At 47.5% G+C, this 18,614-nt stretch carries 17 protein-coding genes; 12 read left to right on the top strand and 5 right to left on the bottom strand.

What is annotated here, in order from left to right; all coding sequences use genetic code 11:
* Positions 1 to 4: 4 nt before the first annotated feature.
* On the bottom strand, positions 5 to 226 hold the full coding sequence (locus CLOSYM_RS14175) for a LysR family transcriptional regulator (RefSeq protein ID WP_021642628.1): 222 nt from the start codon (positions 224 to 226) through the stop codon (positions 5 to 7).
* 172 nt (positions 227 to 398) lie between these two features.
* Here CLOSYM_RS14175 and CLOSYM_RS14170 point away from each other — a divergent pair, with 172 nt between their 5' ends.
* Both CLOSYM_RS14170 and gltS read left to right on the top strand, forming a co-directional pair.
* Positions 399 to 1,640 (top strand): NAD/NADP-dependent octopine/nopaline dehydrogenase family protein, encoded by a 1,242-nt coding sequence (locus CLOSYM_RS14170; protein ID WP_003510035.1) that lies wholly within the window; start codon positions 399 to 401, stop codon positions 1,638 to 1,640.
* Positions 1,641 to 1,715: 75 nt separating this feature from the next.
* The gene (gene gltS / locus CLOSYM_RS14165; protein ID WP_003510034.1) at positions 1,716 to 2,918 is read left to right on the top strand and encodes a sodium/glutamate symporter; all 1,203 of its coding nucleotides are present in this window, start codon (positions 1,716 to 1,718) and stop codon (positions 2,916 to 2,918) included.
* Positions 2,919 to 3,011: 93 nt separating this feature from the next.
* Here the strand turns inward: gltS and CLOSYM_RS14160 are convergent, their stop codons facing one another.
* Positions 3,012 to 3,713, bottom strand: a complete 702-nt coding sequence (locus CLOSYM_RS14160) for a PD-(D/E)XK nuclease family transposase (protein WP_021642627.1) — start codon at positions 3,711 to 3,713, stop codon at positions 3,012 to 3,014.
* A gap of 350 nt (positions 3,714 to 4,063) precedes the next feature.
* Between CLOSYM_RS14160 and CLOSYM_RS14155 the strand changes: the two genes are divergently transcribed.
* The 6 genes from CLOSYM_RS14155 to CLOSYM_RS14130 all read left to right on the top strand — a co-directional run bounded on the left by CLOSYM_RS14155 (position 4,064) and on the right by CLOSYM_RS14130 (position 11,526).
* Positions 4,064 to 4,579 (top strand): QueT transporter family protein, encoded by a 516-nt coding sequence (locus tag CLOSYM_RS14155; protein WP_021642626.1) that lies wholly within the window; start codon positions 4,064 to 4,066, stop codon positions 4,577 to 4,579.
* A 358-nt stretch (positions 4,580 to 4,937) separates the two neighbouring features.
* Positions 4,938 to 6,317, top strand: coding sequence for a UDP-N-acetylmuramate--L-alanine ligase (gene murC, locus CLOSYM_RS14150; protein WP_021642625.1), 1,380 nt, complete (start codon positions 4,938 to 4,940; stop codon positions 6,315 to 6,317).
* A gap of 316 nt (positions 6,318 to 6,633) precedes the next feature.
* Positions 6,634 to 7,695: a DnaD domain protein gene (locus CLOSYM_RS14145; RefSeq protein WP_021642624.1), complete on the top strand. Its 1,062-nt coding sequence runs from the start codon at positions 6,634 to 6,636 to the stop codon at positions 7,693 to 7,695.
* A gap of 70 nt (positions 7,696 to 7,765) precedes the next feature.
* Positions 7,766 to 8,770, top strand: a complete 1,005-nt coding sequence (locus CLOSYM_RS14140; protein ID WP_021642623.1) for an ATP-binding protein — start codon at positions 7,766 to 7,768, stop codon at positions 8,768 to 8,770.
* Positions 8,771 to 9,152: 382 nt separating this feature from the next.
* Positions 9,153 to 10,334, top strand: coding sequence for a ribose-phosphate pyrophosphokinase (locus CLOSYM_RS14135; protein WP_003504784.1), 1,182 nt, complete (start codon positions 9,153 to 9,155; stop codon positions 10,332 to 10,334).
* Between the two features lie 112 nt (positions 10,335 to 10,446).
* Positions 10,447 to 11,526 carry an alcohol dehydrogenase gene (locus CLOSYM_RS14130; protein ID WP_003510026.1) on the top strand — a complete coding sequence of 360 codons (1,080 nt, stop codon included), beginning with the start codon at positions 10,447 to 10,449 and terminating at the stop codon, positions 11,524 to 11,526.
* Between the two features lie 82 nt (positions 11,527 to 11,608).
* On the opposite strand, the gene CLOSYM_RS14125 is transcribed toward CLOSYM_RS14130, so the two are convergent.
* Positions 11,609 to 12,469: an NAD(P)-dependent oxidoreductase gene (locus CLOSYM_RS14125; protein ID WP_242828681.1), complete on the bottom strand. Its 861-nt coding sequence runs from the start codon at positions 12,467 to 12,469 to the stop codon at positions 11,609 to 11,611.
* Positions 12,379 to 13,305: a sodium/glutamate symporter gene (locus CLOSYM_RS14120; RefSeq protein WP_242828680.1), complete on the bottom strand. Its 927-nt coding sequence runs from the start codon at positions 13,303 to 13,305 to the stop codon at positions 12,379 to 12,381. The genes CLOSYM_RS14125 and CLOSYM_RS14120 overlap by 91 nt, the downstream gene beginning before the upstream one ends.
* A gap of 472 nt (positions 13,306 to 13,777) precedes the next feature.
* On the opposite strand from CLOSYM_RS14120, the gene CLOSYM_RS14115 reads away from it, so the two are divergent.
* A complete protein-coding gene (locus tag CLOSYM_RS14115) occupies positions 13,778 to 14,656 on the top strand; it encodes an AraC family transcriptional regulator (protein ID WP_003510019.1) in 879 nt (292 codons plus the stop codon).
* A 339-nt stretch (positions 14,657 to 14,995) separates the two neighbouring features.
* Here the strand turns inward: CLOSYM_RS14115 and CLOSYM_RS14110 are convergent, their stop codons facing one another.
* The gene (locus CLOSYM_RS14110; RefSeq protein ID WP_021642616.1) at positions 14,996 to 15,376 is read right to left on the bottom strand and encodes a helix-turn-helix domain-containing protein; all 381 of its coding nucleotides are present in this window, start codon (positions 15,374 to 15,376) and stop codon (positions 14,996 to 14,998) included.
* Positions 15,377 to 15,521: 145 nt separating this feature from the next.
* Here CLOSYM_RS14110 and CLOSYM_RS14105 point away from each other — a divergent pair, with 145 nt between their 5' ends.
* From CLOSYM_RS14105 to CLOSYM_RS14095, 3 genes are all read left to right on the top strand, one after another.
* Positions 15,522 to 15,794, top strand: a complete 273-nt coding sequence (locus CLOSYM_RS14105) for a hypothetical protein (protein ID WP_003504795.1) — start codon at positions 15,522 to 15,524, stop codon at positions 15,792 to 15,794.
* 64 nt (positions 15,795 to 15,858) lie between these two features.
* Entirely contained in the window at positions 15,859 to 17,124 is a 1,266-nt protein-coding gene (locus CLOSYM_RS14100) for a nickel pincer cofactor-dependent isomerase, group 22 (protein ID WP_003510017.1), read from the top strand.
* Positions 17,125 to 17,207: 83 nt separating this feature from the next.
* Entirely contained in the window at positions 17,208 to 18,608 is a 1,401-nt protein-coding gene (locus CLOSYM_RS14095; RefSeq protein ID WP_003510016.1) for a sodium/glutamate symporter, read from the top strand.
* The last annotated feature ends 6 nt before the right edge of the window (positions 18,609 to 18,614 follow it).

The following is an 18,614-nucleotide window of genomic DNA, read 5'->3' as shown; positions in this document are numbered from 1 at the left end:
CTTTTCAGCACACCCCAACATTCAGTATAGAACCGAAATTTTCACCGTAGGAAGTGAGAGCTATCTTTTTGCCGATTCTGTCAAAAAGAGGATAGCCCAGTTCCTTTTCAAGCTGCTGTATCTGCATTGTTACGGTTGACTGGACATAGTTGAGCTCACATGCGGCTTTCGTAAAGCTTTTTAATTCCACGACGCGGATAAAGGTTTGCAGCGAACGTATATTCATAATATTCTCCCATCAAGTAATTTGATAATTTCCATCAAAACTCTTCGTTGGACGAATCCATAATAGCATATTAAGATAAGGGTGTAAACGGTTTACAAACTATATGTACCGGAGCATTTCTGGAAATCAAAGTACACTCCGGGGAAAAACCTATAAGGAGGAATTTTAAATTATGGCTAATATGGAGTATTTAAAGGATATGCCAATCGCGGTATTGGGCGGCGGTGCTGTGGGAAAATCCTGTGCGGCCGATATGAAGCTGGCAGGAAAAGAGGTCCGTCTTTATGACATGATGCCGTTTGCCAAGAACACGCTTGCCAACCTGGAGAAGACAGGTATCCTGCTGGACGGCGTCCAGCGTAACCTCTACTGCTTTGAGCGCTCCGGCAGAGCCTACCTGGATATGGTAAGCAGTGACATGGGCAAGGTGGTAAAGGGCGCCGGCCTGATTGTGATTGCAGCGCCAGCCATGGCACATGAGCCGTTTTTCCGAGAGCTGATTCCTCATCTCGAGGACGGCCAGGTCATCCATATCTTTACCGATAACTACGGTACCCTGCTTCTCCGGAAAATGATGCGTGAGATGGGGTGTACCAAGCAGGTCATCGTAGGCGGATGGTCCTCCGCTCCTTACGGAACGCGTATCGAATCCGTTGGGAAGTTCACCTTCCCCCACGTGGGGGTGAAATACCGAGCCATCACCCTGCGGGGAGCGTCTCTGCCGATGTCGGATATCGATGCCTTTATGGAATCCTCCAGATATCTGCCGTGTATCGATGCCGTTACATACGGAAACGGGCCGGAGGCGGGCAACACGGTTCTGGATACCGGTTTTGCCAACATCAACCCGGTTATCCACGTTCCGGCGACAATCCTCGGAGTGTCCACGATGGAGAACTGGGGAGTCATCTTCGGCGGCTATGACAAGAACAGCTACTCCATGTACTGCCATGGACTATGCCCGTCCATCTGTGAGGTGCAGTACCAGTTCTTCGAGGAAGAAAAGGCGCTGGCAAAAGAGATCGGGGTGGGAACGCCGCAGTATGCATATGAATCCTTTTTCTCCCGCCGGAGTGTCCTGACGCAGGAATATATGGGACTCGATAAGGACGGAAAAGATAATGTAATCTTCCCGTTAGACCAGCCGTCCGATGAAGGAAATACAGGCCCTAACAGCATTAACCACCGTTACCTGACCGAGGATGTCCCGGTGGGCTGCAAAATCTATCATGATTTGGGCGTACAGTACGGAGTGCCGACTCCGGTTATCGATTCAATGATTGTACTGGCAGGCTCAATGCATAAGAAGAGTTTCTTTGAAACCAGTAAGTATAATCTGGCCTACCTCGGTATCGACAATATGCCGAAGGAAGAGCTTCTTGCTTACCTGAATGAAGGGATATATAACCGCTGATAAGAAAAGATGCAGGAGCGGGCAGGGAGCTTATTCCTGCTTTGCTCCGGCTGACACTGGGGAAGGGGAAAGTTTATGGTAGTTAAATTAGACATCATTCAAACACTCGCTGTTGCAGTTCTGGTTCTCTTTATGGGGAGCTTTGTGAAAAAACATATCAAAATACTGGAGAAGCTATGCATACCGGATCCGGTAGTAGGGGGGATTATTTTTTCAATCTTAACTTTATTAGGCTATAGCAGCGGCCTGTGTGTCCTGGAATTAGATACAACGCTTCAAAATGTTTTTATGACTGTTTTCTTTACGGCGGTCGGATTCACCTGTGATTTGAAAGTGCTTTATAAATATGGTATGAGGGGAATACAGTTCGCGATTATCGTTTTCCTGCTGGTGATATTCCAAAATATAATTGGTGTGGGTTATGCAAAGATGTTTGATCTCAATCCGCTTCTCGGTTTATGTACAGGTTCCGCTGCAATGACAGGCGGCCATGGCACAGCCGGCTCTTTCGCACCAATGTTTGAAGAACTTTACGGCTGTGAAGGCGCTATGACGGTTGGTATGGCGGCCGCAACCTTTGGCCTGGTGTCCGGCGGGCTGATAGGAGGCCCTGTGGGAAATATTCTTGTCAGAAAGAACCGGCTCGAGGAGGTTGCTGCTGCACGTCAGAAAGAAAGAGCCGGAAGAGCGGCGGAAACGGAGCAGGAACTTCCGCTCAGCGCTAAAAATATGTTCTCAGCATCAAATCAGATTATTATTTCAATGGGTATCGGAACGATTATATTTATTCTACTCAAGATGGTGGGGATTACGTTTCCCTCTTATGTAGGCGGAATGTTAATGGGGGTAGTGCTTCGAAATATCAGTACCTATACGGGAAAGTTTGAGACTCCTCTTGCTGAAATTGACTGTATCGGCAATATCAGCCTGACTATATTTGTATCGATGGCGCTGATGTCGTTGAAATTATGGCAGCTGGCCGACTTAGCCCTCCCAATGATTGTAACCCTGGCGACCCAGGTGGCATTTATGGCTGTGTTTATGATTTTCATCGGTTACCGCATTCTGGGAAAAGATTATGATGCCGCTGTTATGTCTACCGGCTGCTGCGGATTCGGGCTTGGTGCAATGCCAAACGGAGTCTCCAACATGCAGGCGTTTACAAAGAAATGGGGACCGTCGGACATCGCATTTTTTGTGGTACCTGGGGTTGGTTCAGTAATTATTGACGTGGTAAATGGTTTACTGCTGACGTTGTTTATGAATATCCTGGTTTAAAGATATGGGGCTATGACGGGCACCTGACAGTTAGACACGGCTTTCCTGTTTAACTGTCGGGTGTTTTTCCGGGTGGCAGTGAAAATCCGGTTTTTACAGATTATATTCCATCAACAACCTCTCCTGATAGCCCGGTTCCTTCAATGATTTCAGAATATCCACTTCTCTGCTGTCCTTCAGCAGCCGCCGGTTCAGCTCGTTAATACGGTCGCTGCCTTCCTTTCTGCCTTCACGCCGTTCTTCTTCCAATATTTTACACATACATTCGATCCCCTCCTCTTTTTCTTTAAAGAACCTTACTTTTCTTACCACATTTGGGAAGATGTCCGTCTGGTAATGGCTGTCCGTATGCTTCATATAAGATAGTAATTCATCAATTTGTTCATTATCGCAGGGACATTCCAAATTTGCATATATTTCGTGGACTCCGTTATCAACAGTGGCTCCGATATCTTTTAAGATGCGTTCCACATAGTAGATTCCGGAACGATACTTAAAAAAATCTCGTTTTGTGATAAAGATAAGATAGCTATCAGGAAGCGCTTCATAAGGAACGCCTTTCTCATGATAGCTCATATCAATGCTGGAGTGATAGTATCTCACCCTCCGCTGGTGATCTCCGTCATCCTGTATCAGCATTTCAATATTTATCAGCTTTCCCCTTGTATCCTCAGCCAGGATATCGAGAACAACCGAATGGTTTTCAATGTTCCGGATAGAATACTGTGCCTTCACCTCTCGTTTGCCATTCCTGACTCCTCTCGTATACGTCAGGAGCCGTTTTTCTCCTGCCATATTGGTGTTTTGTGCTGAACTATGGCAGAATTTGCCGGTCTTGATCCATACAGATGCTGCAGAATCAATTGTAAACAGCCGTGATGGCCGTATTGATTTGTGTAATGAGTAACAGTTCGTGCTGCCTGATTGCTACTGTAATTAATTATAACTTTCCGAAAGAAAAAAGACAAGAAATATTTTTATAAAGAGCAGACTCATACTTGCGTTTCATTTCCTAATATGCTATAGTAGCAACTGCAATAAGGTCGCAGTATTCCCGTCCGTATACAAGCCGGGATTCCTGCACAACCAACCCAAGTGTTCGAGACCTTCCACTTGTAAAACAAAACTAAAGGAGACAACTGAATATGAGAGAGAAAAACAACAAAACCGTTTACTTTGTGGCTTACGGTGCAGTAATCGCGGCGATTTATACCGTGCTGACACTGGTATTCGCACCAATCAGCTTCGGACCGGTGCAGTTCCGGATTGCCGAGGCACTGTGCATCCTGCCTTTCTTCACACCGGTAGCGGTACCCGGCGTGTTTATCGGCTGCCTGCTGTCCAACCTGCTCTGCGGGGCAGCGCCGCTCGATATCGTGTTTGGCAGCCTGGCGACGTTAATCGGGGCAGCAGGTTCCTATGGGCTGCGCGGGAACAAGTGGCTTGTATGCCTGCCGCCGATAGCGGCCAACACTGCCATCATTCCATGGGTTCTCCGCTTTGCGTATGGCTCGCCGGATTTAATTCCGGTTGCCATGGTGACAGTGGGAATCGGTGAGATTCTGGCTATCGGAGTTCTGGGCAATATCCTGCTCTTAGCTCTGGAACGGTATAAAAATATTTTATTTGGCAGATGTGCTGGAAATGCGGCTGCCAGATGACAGACGGCTGAACTGATAAGCCGAATTGGCCCGGAAAAGGTTTACTGCCTTTCCGGGCCTTTTTATTGATGACGGTGAACTGTGCGCGGAGCGACGTGATGAACAGTAAACTATTCACCACATCCAACGACGTTTTTTGCCGTTTCTGTGCATCATTTGTTACGGTTTAGCAGAAGGCTGAACTGTAACCATCATATTCTGACGGCACTAACAAAATCTTGACAATTCCCATCAAAAGAAGTTAAATAAAAGTAATGCCGGAAAACGGGTAAATGCGCCCGGCGGCAATGGACATCAATACGGCATATACATTATATATAGGGGCTGCAGAATATAGAGAATAAAGGTGGAAAATAACATGTATCAGATTGATTTTACAAAACCACAGTCAGTTCATTTCGTCGGCATCGGTGGAATCAGTATGAGCGGGCTGGCAGAAATTTTAATGGACGAAGGGTTTAAAATATCCGGTTCAGATGCCCATGAATCAGAGCTTACCAGACATCTGGAGGCGAAGGGCGCGGTTGTCTATTACGGCCAGAAAGCTGAGAATATAAAAGACGGTATCGATGCGGTTGTCTATACGGCAGCCATTCATGAGGATAATCCTGAGTTCATGGAGGTAAAAAGACGGGGAATCCCTATGATGAGCCGTGCGGAGCTTCTCGGCCAGATGATGAAGAACTACAGGGAAGCTATCGCTGTCGCCGGGACGCACGGCAAGACGACAACAACGTCCATGGTAACCGAGATCTTTCTGGAAGCAGACAACAATCCCACCATATCGGTTGGAGGTATCTTAAACTCTATCGGAGGCAATATCCGCGTCGGCGGTCCGGAATTTTTTGTGACGGAGGCCTGCGAATATACGAACAGCTTTCTCTCATTTTATCCGACCATGGCAGTTATACTTAATATAGAAGAAGACCATCTTGATTTCTTCAAAGATATCGATGATATCCGCCGTTCGTTCCGGCAGTTTATTGAGAAAGTACCGGAGAACGGAACCATTATCATGAACGGGACCATAGAGAACTGGCGGGAGCTGACGGCCGGTGCGGCCGGAAAGGTTGTTACATTCGGAAATTCGAAGGAAAATGATTACAGCTTTGACGCGGTTGTGTATGATGAATATGCAAGGCCTTCTTTTGATCTTTATATAAAAGGAGAGAAAAAGGAGCGGATTAGTCTTGGAGTCCAGGGGGAGCATAATGTATACAATGCCCTTGGAGCAATTGCAGTGGCAATGGAGTCCGGGGCCGGGCTGGAGGCTGCCGGCAGAGGACTTTTGAAATTCACAGGAACTAACAGAAGATTTGAAAAGAAGGGGGAGCTGAAAGGGATCACGATTATCGACGACTACGCCCATCATCCCCAGGAGATAGAGGCAACACTGAAAGCGGCTGAGAATTATCCGCATAAACGTATTTGCTGTGCCTTCCAGCCGCATACTTACACCAGGACGAAAGCATTTATGAAGGAGTTTGCACAGGCTCTTTCCCTCGCAGACTGCGTTATGCTGACTGACATCTATCCTGCAAGGGAGACTGACACGCTGGGAGTCAGTTCTGCCGATATTGTTGCGCTTTTAAAGGAAAAGGGAGTCGATGCCTGGTATCTGCCCACATTTGACGATATGGAAAAATTTATTTTGGAAAATTGTACACAAGGTGATTTGTTGATAACTATGGGGGCCGGAGACATTGTAAAGGTTGGGGAAGAGCTGTTGGGGCTCTAGTTATCCACATTATCCACATAGTTGTCAACATTTTATGTAAAGAAGCTATGTGGATTTTTTTTGCCCTGGGTGTATAGAGGATGAAATTCAAATAACATTGATAAATCAAGGGTTTCGACAAAATAGTTCATATATCGAGTGGATAACAAACGATAGTGTCCACATTATCCACATTATCCACACCAATATCTGTGGATAACCCCGCCTATTTTCTTTTGGAAAGACCTGTGTTATGATGTAGGCATAGTAAATTTGTGGATTTTAAGGTTGCGGTTCGTCCGGAACGGTGACAATTTAAGTGAGGAATGGTGAGGGGATGGAGCTCAGTTTTAAAAACCGGTTTTCTGCGGGGATAACGGTTGTGGCCAATGAATTTATTGATCAGTATATGGCAGATGCCAACGGAGAATACGTTAAGGTCTATCTGTACCTGCTCCGCCATGAGGGCGGGGAGATTACGGTGGAAGCGGTGGCGGACGCGCTGAACCATACGGAAGCTGATGTACGGCGGGCCTTTGCCTATTGGCAGAAAGCCGGGGTCTTTGAAAAGGAGCCTGCCGCCCGTAAGAAAGAGCCTGAGGGGGTAAGGGAGGCTGTAAAGGCAGAGGACAAGAACTCCGTGCAGCAGCTCCCCGAAAGCCGTGCGGCACGGGAGACAAGCGCTTCCTGCGTATGCGATTTGGAATCGCTGTCGGATGATGAGACATTCACCCAGCTGGTTTATATTTCTCAGAAATATTTGAATAAAACGTTTACGCCTGTGGACTGTCAGGTATTCGTTAATCTATACAAGAATTTGAATATGCCGTCGGAACTCATAGAATTCCTGGTGGAATACTGTGCGCAGAACGGGCATACAAGCCTGCGCTATGTAGAAAAAGTAGCTCTCAGCTGGCATGAGAAGAATATCATGACTGTGGAGGAGGCGCGCGCGTATTCCAGAAGCTTTTCCAAGGAATCCTTTGCTGTTATGAAGGCCATGGGGCTGACGGGACGAAATCCGGCCGATTCCGAATTTGAATTGATGGAGAAGTGGTTCAGGACCTACGGTTTCACAAAAGAGATCGTGGTGGAGGCCTGTAACAGAACCATTAAGACGATACATAATCCCAGCTTCCAGTATGCGGACAGGATTCTATCCGATTGGAAGGATGCAGGGGTAAGGACGATGAGCGATATTACCGCTCTTGATAAGATACGAAAGGAACAGGAACAGGCAAAATCGAAAAAGAGCGGCCGGGGAACGGGGGAAGGCCAGGCAGCGGCCCGGAGCGGTCCGGCCCGGTCGGGGAACCGTTTCCATAATCTTGAGGAACATGGATATGATTATGACGAGATGGTCTGGGATATGATCAATGCCGGACAGAAGGGTGAGTAACGGAGCGTAACGGTTCAGCCGTGCTGCGGACAGCACAGGATGCCGGCTGTACAGCAAGCAGGAGGTGGAAATGGCACTCAGCAATTCCCAGTATGATTCAATCATGCGGATTTATAACCAAAAACAGTTAAATAACAAACATGAACTGGATCGCCGTACCAAAGAGGTATATGAAAGGATTCCGGCTATCCGGGAGATGAATGACGAGATAAGTTCCGCCGCCGTAAGAAGCGCGAAGCAGTTATTAAATGGCGACAGGGAGGCGGTTGAAAAGCTCAGGAAGACCATTGCCGGGCTTAGGGAAGAACGGCAGGTACTGCTGGCGGCTTACGGCTATCCTGACGACTATCTTGAGATGCATTATGAATGTCCGGACTGCCGTGATACAGGATACAGTAACGGCAGGAAATGCCATTGCTTCCGCCAGCGTGAAATTAACCTTCTGTATGCCCAGTCCAATATCCGGGAAATACTGAAGCGTGAGAATTTCGATATTTTTTCCTATGAATATTTTGATGATACGAAGATAGACGGGCGAAGCGGCAAGACGGCCAGGGAATACATGCGCCAGGTGGTGGATACATGCAGGCAGTATGTGGACGCATTCGGTCAGAAAAAGGACAACATACTTTTTACCGGCAAGACGGGCCTGGGTAAGACATTTTTAAGCAACTGCATTGCCAGGGAACTGATCGAACGAAGTTTTTCCGTCGTATATCTTCAGGCGGTAGAGATGTTTGAGATATTTTCCAAGGAGCGTTTTTCCAATGACTCCACGGATGAAGACCGGGATCGCTCCCGCTATCTGCTGGAATGTGATCTGCTGATTATCGACGATCTGGGCACAGAACTGGTCAACACATTCACCACATCCCAGCTATTCTATGTGATCAATGAAAGAATGAGCCGTAAGAAAGGGACGATTATATCCACCAATCTGCCTGTCAATGAAATGCGGGATGAGTTTACGGACCGTATTATGTCCAGAATTGTCAGTCAGTATAAAGTGATACCTCTTTATGGCGAAGATATCCGGATTAGGAAGAAGCTCAAAGAGGCCAGGGAAGGAAAATAAAAGGAATTTAGCTGAGGTTTGGAGGAGTGGACTTTCCGCTGCCACTACTGCTGCCAAATTGTTACAGTTCAGCCTTCGGCTAAACCGTAACAAATGATGTACAGAAACGGTAAAAAACGCCGTTGATTGTGGTGAAAAATTTACTTTTCATCACGCGCGCCGCACAAACTCGGGATTTTCGAAAAAACAGCGAAAACACCCCGCGGAATACATCATGGCTGAACCGTTACGCCAAATAATCGTCTGTCCCCTTGATTTACTTGACTTATAAGGTGCATAATGATATAAATGAGACGATGATTATGTTTGTGAGGCCGCCGCTGATATTTGACGGGCTGATAAAATTCAAGAATAGAAAAGACTGATTTACTGGAGGAAAGAGATGCTGTACGAAGAAAAAATCATTGAGACGATCCCGGTTGGCCCCCTTGGGCTGATTCCGCTCAAAGGATGTGCGGAGCTTGGAAAAAAGGTGGATGATTACCTGGTATCATGGAGAAGGGAGCGGGAGAGCGAGCATAAAGCTACGATCGCATTTTCCGGTTATCAGAGGGATACCTATATAATCGGAGCCGGTACGCCGAGATTTGGTTCAGGAGAAGGAAAAGGATGGATTTCCGCTTCCGTTCGCGGTGATGATGTGTATCTGCTGGTAGATATCTGTAACTACAGTCTCACCTATTCCCTGTGCGGAATGGTAAACCATATGTCACCCGATGACCATTTCCAGGATTTAAAGAGAATTATCGCCGCCGTCGGAGGCAAGGCCAGGAGAGTCAATGTTATTATGCCGTTCCTCTATGAGAGCCGCCAGCATAAGAGATCGGGACGGGAGTCTTTAGACTGTGCCCTGGCTCTGGAAGAGCTGGTAAGCATGGGAGTAGAGAATATCATCACCTTTGATGCTCATGATCCGCGTGTTCAGAACGCAATCCCGTTAAAAGGATTTGAAACCGTACAGCCGATTTATCAGTTTATCAAACATCTCTTAAAGCATGAGAAAGAGCTTGAGATTGACAGCGATCATATGATGGTTATCAGCCCGGATGAGGGCGGTATGTCCCGCGCCGTCTTTTTTGCCAATGTGCTGGGACTGGATATGGGCATGTTCTACAAACGCCGCGACTATACGAAGATCGTAGGCGGACGCAATCCAATTGTGGCCCATGAGTTCCTGGGCGCCAGCGTGGAGGGCAAGGATGTCATTATCGTCGATGATATGATTTCTTCCGGTGAGAGTATGCTTGATGTGGCTAAGGAACTGAAGAACAGAAAGGCGAGAAAGGTATTTATCTGCTCTACGTTCGGCCTCTTTACCAATGGGCTTCAGAAGTTTGACGAATATTACGGCAATGGCCTGATTGACCGGATTCTGACTACGAACCTGATCTATCAGACGCCGGAGCTGCTTTCAAGGCCGTATTATATCGATGTAGATATGAGTAAATATATAGCGTTGATTATTGACAATCTGAACCATGATGCATCTCTCAGCGAGCTTTTAAACCCTACGGGACGCATTAACAGGCTGCTGGAGAAGTACAGGGCCGGTATCAGGGAATAAGATAGAAACAGGGCGGAAAGCTTCCTTTTTATGAGGACTTTCCTGCCCTGATTTTATTGATGACGGTGACCCGTGCGCGGAGCGTACAGGTTATCGTTGAACGGGGGGAAAGATGAAAGAAGAATTTATCAATAACAGGCCGGTCTCCATGAAGGCCGCAGTATACCACGGTATTGGCGATGTACGCCTGGAAGAGCGGCCGGTACCTGTTATCCGGGATCCGAAGGATGCCATTGTCAGGGTAGTTCGTTCCACGATCTGCACCAGTGATCTCCATATCAGGAATGGGGCGGTGCCGAGAGCCGTACCCGGAATTATACTGGGCCACGAATTTGTGGGAGAGGTGGTTGAGACAGGTTCTGAGGTGGTTAAACTGAGTGCAGGCATGCGTGTGGCGGCCAACTGCGAGACATTCTGCGGAACCTGCTTTTATTGTAAAAGAGGGTTTGTCAACAACTGTGAACACGGCGGATGGGAACTGGGATGCAGGATAGACGGCTGCCAGGCCGAATACGTCCGTGTCCCCTATGCGGATATGGGGCTTACTCCGATTCCGGCCTCCGTAACCTATGAACAGGCGCTATTTACCGGGGATATTCTTTCCAGCGGCTTTTGGGGCGCTGAGATTGCCAATATAAATCAGGGTGACTGTGTCGCTGTCATAGGCGCGGGTCCGGTCGGGCTGTGCGCGGCCGAGTCGGCCAAATATCTGGGAGCTGGAACGGTTGTTATAATTGACCGCGATGAATTCCGTCTCAGGCTGGCAGAGAAGAACAGGCTGGCAGATGTTACGGTCCAGAACGGCGTGCAGGATGCGGAGAATACGGTCCGGGAATTGACGGAGGGAAGGGGCGCAGACGCAGTAATCGAGGCAGCAGGAGGAAAGGATACATTTGAACTGGCCTGGAAGCTTGCAAGGCCGAATGCAGTCGTTTCGATAGTCGCTATGTATGAGGAGGCTCAGATACTGCCGCTGCCGTCCATGTATGGCAAAAATCTGATATTCAAGACAGGGGGAGTCGATGCGGCAAGCTGTCCCAGACTTCTGTCACTGATAGAAAAAGGAGAGCTCAGGACGGATTTCCTGATCACGCACCGTTCTCCGCTTTCTCAGATTATGGAGGGCTACCGTGTATTTGGGGCGAAGGAAGATAATTGCGTGAAATGGGTGATTACAGACGGGTCCCGGTAATAGCTGGGACCCGTATTTTGGCTGATTGACGGCGATGACCTGTGCGCGGAGCGTGCAGGTCATTGTTGACAGGGGGACCTGCTCAGCCAGCCTTTCCGTAATAGGGAAGCTGTTCATCAAATCCGGTTTTACCGCATTTGAACCACTCAATCATATGTTTTACCGTGTCGGATGCCTTGGCGGCAGCGGCCAGGTCGGAATTGAATGCCTGATGCGGCTGAACATATATGTTGGCCGTTCTGTCCTCTGCCATTTCAAGCAGCCTTCTGGCAGCCAGCAGATTTTCATCGCTGGTTGTTTTCTGGTTTCTAAGCGACTGGGAAAAATCATTTTCCGCAGTAAATACATCTAATCCGATACCACCGATAATTCCCTCCTGGTAAAGGTGTAGAAGACCGGCTTCCGGAGCTATTTCACCTCGCGTAATATTGATAAAAATAAGCCCTTTCTTTCCCTGGCGCAGGACCTCTTCGGAAAAGTAGTTTTCATTATAGAAGATACTGTCTGGAATACGGGTAAGATTCATTGCATTTATGATAATGTCACTGTTCTTAATCGCTTCCTCCTTTGAGACGAATTTTACGCTGTCACCGTAAAGGTCCCTCAGTTCATTTTCACGGATATCAACTGCCTGGGCGGTAAGGCCGTTTGCCTTTACTAGGTCATAGGCACGCTTTCCGATTTTGCCGACCCCAAAGACAGTGGCGACTCTGTCAGGGGTCAGTTCCATGAAAGAAGCTGTCATATTACGTTCGAAGGTTGCGGCATTGACTGTATACTGGTTGAGCAGCCCTGCCGCAGCATACATGAATTTAATGGCGGTCTGTGCAACCGAATTTACACAGTAATTTCTCAAAGAAGTAATATTGGCAATGTCACATAATGTTTCCAGATGGTCGTATCCGGCGCTTCTCGTAATGATGCTTTTTTTTGTTCCGGACATATAGGATGCAGGCAGAAATTCATGATAAAACCAAATAACAGTGCAGTACAGAATGCTGGTATTTCGACGCCGATAATTGGTGCAAGGTATTTTGACAATGCATATCCCAGTATGGATGGAACCAGAACAAGCGCCAGATGGAATGCCATTGGATCGGCACAAATAGTTGAGATAGTTCCAGTCGTGCTTGTGCTTTGCTCGGCTTTCGGAATCAGGCCAGTTTTCATGGAAACGGGCAGAGCTTTGGGAGAACGGACATAATTGGTATAATTTTTTCTTGCTCCCCAGTTGATTATGATAATTCCAAGTATAATGCCGCCGACAATACCAACGGTTGCCGTCGTATATGCCAAGTCAGTCGCTTCCGACCAGCCCAGCGCCTCGTACGCTTGGCCGACTGCCGCAGCCGTTCCATGGCCGCCATAATATCCGGTTGCCATCATAAGACCAAAGCCTGGATTCAGACTGTAAAAATGATTCAGTACATAGACTGTTAAAAACATACCTACCGCATACTGGAGAACAGCGATTCCGGTAATATTGAAGAACATACCTCCGATGGCGGGACCGGATAAGGCGCCCTTGGCCGGCTTATCTCCGATAGCCATGGCTGCAAATATTACAACGATTAAAACGCTGGCATAAGTACCCAGGCTGCTGGAGAATGGGATAATCCCAAATCCGTTGGGCCCGAAAATCAGAGCCAGGAACCCGGCAATCAGCGCAGGCGGTATCAGGAACTTTTGAAAAAATTTTACCTTCGCCCTGAGTATCTGGCCTGCCAAAAATACCATTCCCATAAGGCAGACGTCTGTAAAGACTGTCCATAGTGTCATAATGTTACCTCCCATTTAATTAATATCCCCTGTGTGTTTTTAAGTTTTTGCGCATCAACTTTATGATTTATTTATATCATCTTTCATCTGCAAATACCTGCATTTGCTTAGGATAAAACTGATGTATCTTGCTGTTGGGATTTGCCATAAAATTCATATAATATTAAGGTAGAAAAAATAAAAATAAATGCAATATAAGAAAAATTAGTGGAATATATCATCTTTTGCTGGAACTGATAGTGCAATTGTAATAAAATGGCTGACGCAGAAAGTGGAAGGCATGGAATTTTCAATGGCAGAAAAAGACAATAAAAACATAAGATAGTGCAGTTATTGCGCTTGAAATCTGTCATTTTTGTAAAAAAATTGCCTATTTAATGATGTATCTTGTGTTGAAAAAGAAAAGTACTTGTATCGGAGAACAGAAGTCGATAGACTGTAAGAAGTAGAAATGAGAGGAGCAAGTGGCGGAATGATACAATGTCAATATGAGGTACATATCAGCAAGAATGACACCTACTCCATGGATCGTCCCCATTTTCATGAGGACATTGAGATTGTGCTGTGTATCGCTGGGGAAGGCGTATTTTTTCTTGAACCGGAGGTGTTTCCCCTGTACAGGGGACAGCTTTTTTTGATCGATTCATCGATTCTCCACCGGAGTGTTGCCAACGAAGAGTACCGCTGTATGGTTTTTCATATTTCATCAGAAATGCTGCACGAATTTTCCTCCCTTCAGAGTAATTTCCAGGCGAGAAGCAAGCGCTCCGGCCTGGTCGCGACGCTGACGGAGGAGGCCACAAAATATCTGGAAAGTCTGTATGGCAAGCTTGCCGAGGATTTCGGAAATGAGTTTGGCGGGGATATCAGACAGACGATCACATTGCTGACCTTTTTGCTGACCTGTTTTTCGCATTTCAATGAGGCCGAGGACGGGGAGGTACATACAAATCCTAGTCTCGATAAGGTGGCGCCGATCCTTACCTATATACAGGAACATCTGGGGGAGGCCATGACGACCCAGTCTATTGCCGATGCATTTTATATGAGTAAATACCACCTGTGCCATATTTTTAAAGAAGGCACCGGGTTCAGCCTGATGGATTATGTCATCAACTGCCGGATTTTGAAAGCCAGGTCTTTGCTTCGAAACGGGATGCGGGTCCAGGAGGTTGGAGAAAATGTAGGTTTCCGGAATAATGAACACTTCATCCGAACCTTTAAAAAGCTGACGGGAACACCGCCGAAGCGGTACGCGATGATGTACAAGGACAGTGACCAGAATGCCCAGAGAGAGCTTGTGGTGGTGGAAGGCAAGGATGGGAAAATTATAGAGGGAATAAAGGCTTAGCTTGGCCTGCCGGATAGCCCCCGCCGCACTGTATGCCTGTCCCGGGATTTTATGTAAAAACCATCACGGAATAATGGCTGTGAAGGCAGAATATTTATCTTATTCTGCTCCACGGGTAACAGTTCGGACAGCATGGACTGTTACGGCATCCGGCTTACGATAACCTGCACGCTCCGCGCACAGGCCACCGCCTTCAATGAAAATCGCTGCGCGATGAGCCGGATGCTTGCAGCCGCTGCCTTTTCGCACGGTCCGCGCAGCAAATGCGCAGACCTGTCTGAAATGTTACCTTCACAGACCATTTGACGGCTATTTCAACTCTGAACTTTTGCAGTTCGCTTACTTTTTATTAGTTTGTGACTGCTGATTCTTCTTCTGGATATCCAGCAGCTGGATAATCAGATTCTCCACAACATTCTTATAATCATTATCTAAAAGTTCGAAATTCGCAAATATATCCGCAACGTAGTCTTCATGGCAGCAGGAAATATCTGTCTTATCTTCCTCGCTGCCCACAGGGACAAAACCGGTTTCCAGAAGAAAATCACCGGAGGTTTTTAATATTTTTGCCAATTGCTTTATCTTCGCCACATCAGGCTGCCTTTTTCCCGTCTCGTAGCCGCAGTAAGTGCTGTTCGTGATCCCCATGGCATCGGCTACCTGCTGCTGTGTGTATCCGACGGAAATTCTCGCTTCTTTTAACCTTTCGGTAAAACTCATTACGACACCTCACCTTCGCCTGAATCATATCATATGGTTGGCGTATCGTCAACAAAATCCCCCCTGATATCTTGACATATTGGCGAATTGAGAATATAATGACACTGTGATTTGGCGATACGCCAAGAAAGGAGGAGTGCTACATATGTATCCCAATTTGTTGGGCCAAAAAGAATTTTTTCGTCTCACGGAACAGGACATGGGGGAAATTATAGGCGTCAGTCGCAGCGATTACAGCCGTAAGGTTTTGAACGGCAGTTTTTATCCGGGCGAGTGCCGGGCATATTGCAGATATTTTAATAAGCCCTTTGATTTCTTATTTGCCACGGAAGGAGAGATCAGCCACTTTTTGAACAAATCCTTTCGAAATCTGGTTCCGGCGCCCTATTCGGCGGGGCAGGAGATGATCTCCGGTTAAGGATTGACTGCCGTAACAATATAAGAAAGGGGGAGTTACCATATCTACAGAAATTAATCAGCTTTTGCAGAATTTCGAGATACCCGGGGTGGCCAGGGTACGCCAGTTTTTTAACAGGGAGGAGCTGGAGGATCCGGAAGGGGAGCTTAAAAGACTATTAGAGGAAAAGAATCTTCCCATTAAAAAGGGATCGAGAATCGCGATAACCTGCGGCAGCCGCGGAATCGACGGATATGTGCCGCTGCTCAAGACAATTGTAGCTTTTGTGAAGGAAAAGGGAGGCATTCCTTTTCTGGTACCATCGATGGGGAGTCATGGAGGAGCGACGGCGAGAGGGCAGGAGCTGGTGCTGGAAAAGTACGGAATCACAGAGGAAACCATAGGCGCACCGGTTGTTTCCAATATGGAGGTGAACCAGATTGGCACCACGAGGCAGGGACTTGGCGTATATATTGACAAGAATGCCTGTGAGGCCGACGGGATCATTCTGTTCAACCGGGTAAAACCCCATACCTCCTTTCGGGGACGTTATGAAAGTGGTCTTGTAAAGATGCTTGCCATAGGTCTTGCGAAACAGAAGGGGGCGGAAGCAACCCATTTTCTCCGGTATGAGAATATGGCGGAAAATATCATAGCCGTCGCTTCCGTTGCTTTGGAGCAGCTCAATGTAATCTGCGGCGTCTCTACCATCGAGAACGGTTATGGCCGACTTGCCAAGATACATGTTTCCCGAAAAGAAGAGATTATGGCCGATGAACCTGATTATCTGCAGGATGCCTGGAATAAGATGGCCAGACTTGCACTTAATGAAATCGATGTGCTGATAGTGGGGGAGATTGGAAAGGAGATCAGCGGAACCGGGATGGATACCAACATTGTGGGCCGGTTCCATACGAATGCCGCGGGGGGCGGTCCCAGGACGATAAAGCTGGGCGTACTGAACATAACGGAAAAATCGGAGGGAAACGCCAACGGTATGGGATTAGCCGACTTTATCCCCAGGCATATGTATGAACAGATTGATTTCGGCAGCACCTACGTCAATACACTGACTTCCACGGAACCCAACAGCTCCCGGCTTCCGATGGTGGTGGAGAATGACAGGGCCGTATTTCAGGCATGTGTCAAGCTGTGCGGAAAAATAAAGAAGGAAGAGATCCGGATGGTTATCATCCCCGACACAAAGCATCTGGAAGAGATTTATATGTCAGGAGCCGCTATCGATGCTGCCTGCCGTCCGATTCGTGTGGAAAGCGGATTTATGGAGGTCCCTTTTGACAGAGACGGGAACCTGAAGCTGTTTGAAGGCAGCGATGATTCCGCCGTATAGAATGGATTTAATGAAATAAGGTTTTATAGTTAATGAGCCTGGTACATATTTGATGTGACTTTCTGTGAGGAGGTATGAGTTATATGGAATTGACTATGAGTTCTGCCATATGGCAGGTGATGGTTGACGCAGCGATTATGGGAACGCTGCTGCTGATTGGGGAATTTTTGCGGGCTAAGGTAAAATGTCTGCAGAAGGCATTGATCCCGCCGGCTGTTTTAGCCGGTGTCCTGGCTCTGTTACTGGGCCCGAAAAGTCCGTGGGAGGTATGCAGGATTCTCCCGCTGTCCAGTTCCTTTGGAACTTACGCCAGCGTTCTGATCGTGCTGGTTTTCGCTGCTACGCCCATTGGGGACAGGCCTAAGAAAGGGGCTATGTCCGGATCCAAGATCATGGGTATGTTTTTTAATATTTCCGGTATCGCCGTACTCCAGTACGGCATCGGCATGCTGGTAACGATCACGGTGCTGACAAAGCTGTATCCTGCTCTGAATGAAAATTTCGGCCTGATGATGGCCACCGGCTTCTATGGAGGCCACGGAACGGCTGCTGCAGTCGGGAAATCGCTGGCCGATCTTGGCGTGCCCGACATGACGGATTTGGGATATACCTGTGCAACCATCGGAATTGTGGGAGGAATTATCACAGGAATTTTAATTATCAACTGGGGAACACGCAAGGGATATACACATTATGTGGAAAATCCGAGTGAGCTTCCGATTGATATGAGAACCGGACTTGTACCGCCTGAGAACCAGAAGTCAACCTCCAAGGGGACCGTGGCTTCAATCTGCCTCGATCCGCTGGGATACCATCTCGGTATTGTTCTTTTTGCCTCGTGGCTTGGATATATGGCTTCCGCCTGGTTTGCAGGCTGGACACAGTCGGCTTTCAACTACAAAGTATCCATCCCGGAATTCTGTCTTTCCCTGTTTGCGGGATTGATTATCAATTCACTTTTGAACAAGAGCGGAGCATACAAGTATGTGGATCGCGGCTCCATTCAGCGCATTCAGGGAACGGCAACTGATTTTCTGATGATATCAGGCATCGGTTCCCTGAACCTGACCGTAGTTATGAATTATGCGGTTCCGTTGATTGTGATATGTGCTCTTGGATTTGCCGCCACATGGCTGTGGTTTCTCTGGATTGGCGGAAAATCATCGGAGGAAGACTGGTTTGAGCGCAACATGATGATGTGGGGACATGCCACCGGTGTTGCCGCCACAGGTGTATTGCTGCAGCGCGTTGTGGATCCGGATCTGAAGAGCCGGGGAATAGAAGACTCCGGTATCTCAGATATCTTTAACCGTCCCATTATCATAGGCCTGCAGGTTATCCCGCCGATTCTGATTACCACGATGGGGACAGCCGGTTCATGGATTGTCACGGTCGCTTGTTTTGCAATTGTAGCGGTTATGTGGATTGTGGCATGGATGACAAAGGGCTGGGTAGCCGGACGCAAACTGGAAAAATACAGATAATTAGTT

This window comes from [Clostridium] symbiosum ATCC 14940, from assembly GCF_000466485.1.
Classification (GTDB): domain Bacteria; phylum Bacillota; class Clostridia; order Lachnospirales; family Lachnospiraceae; genus Otoolea; species Otoolea symbiosa.
This window is presented reverse-complemented; position numbering and strand designations above follow the sequence as displayed.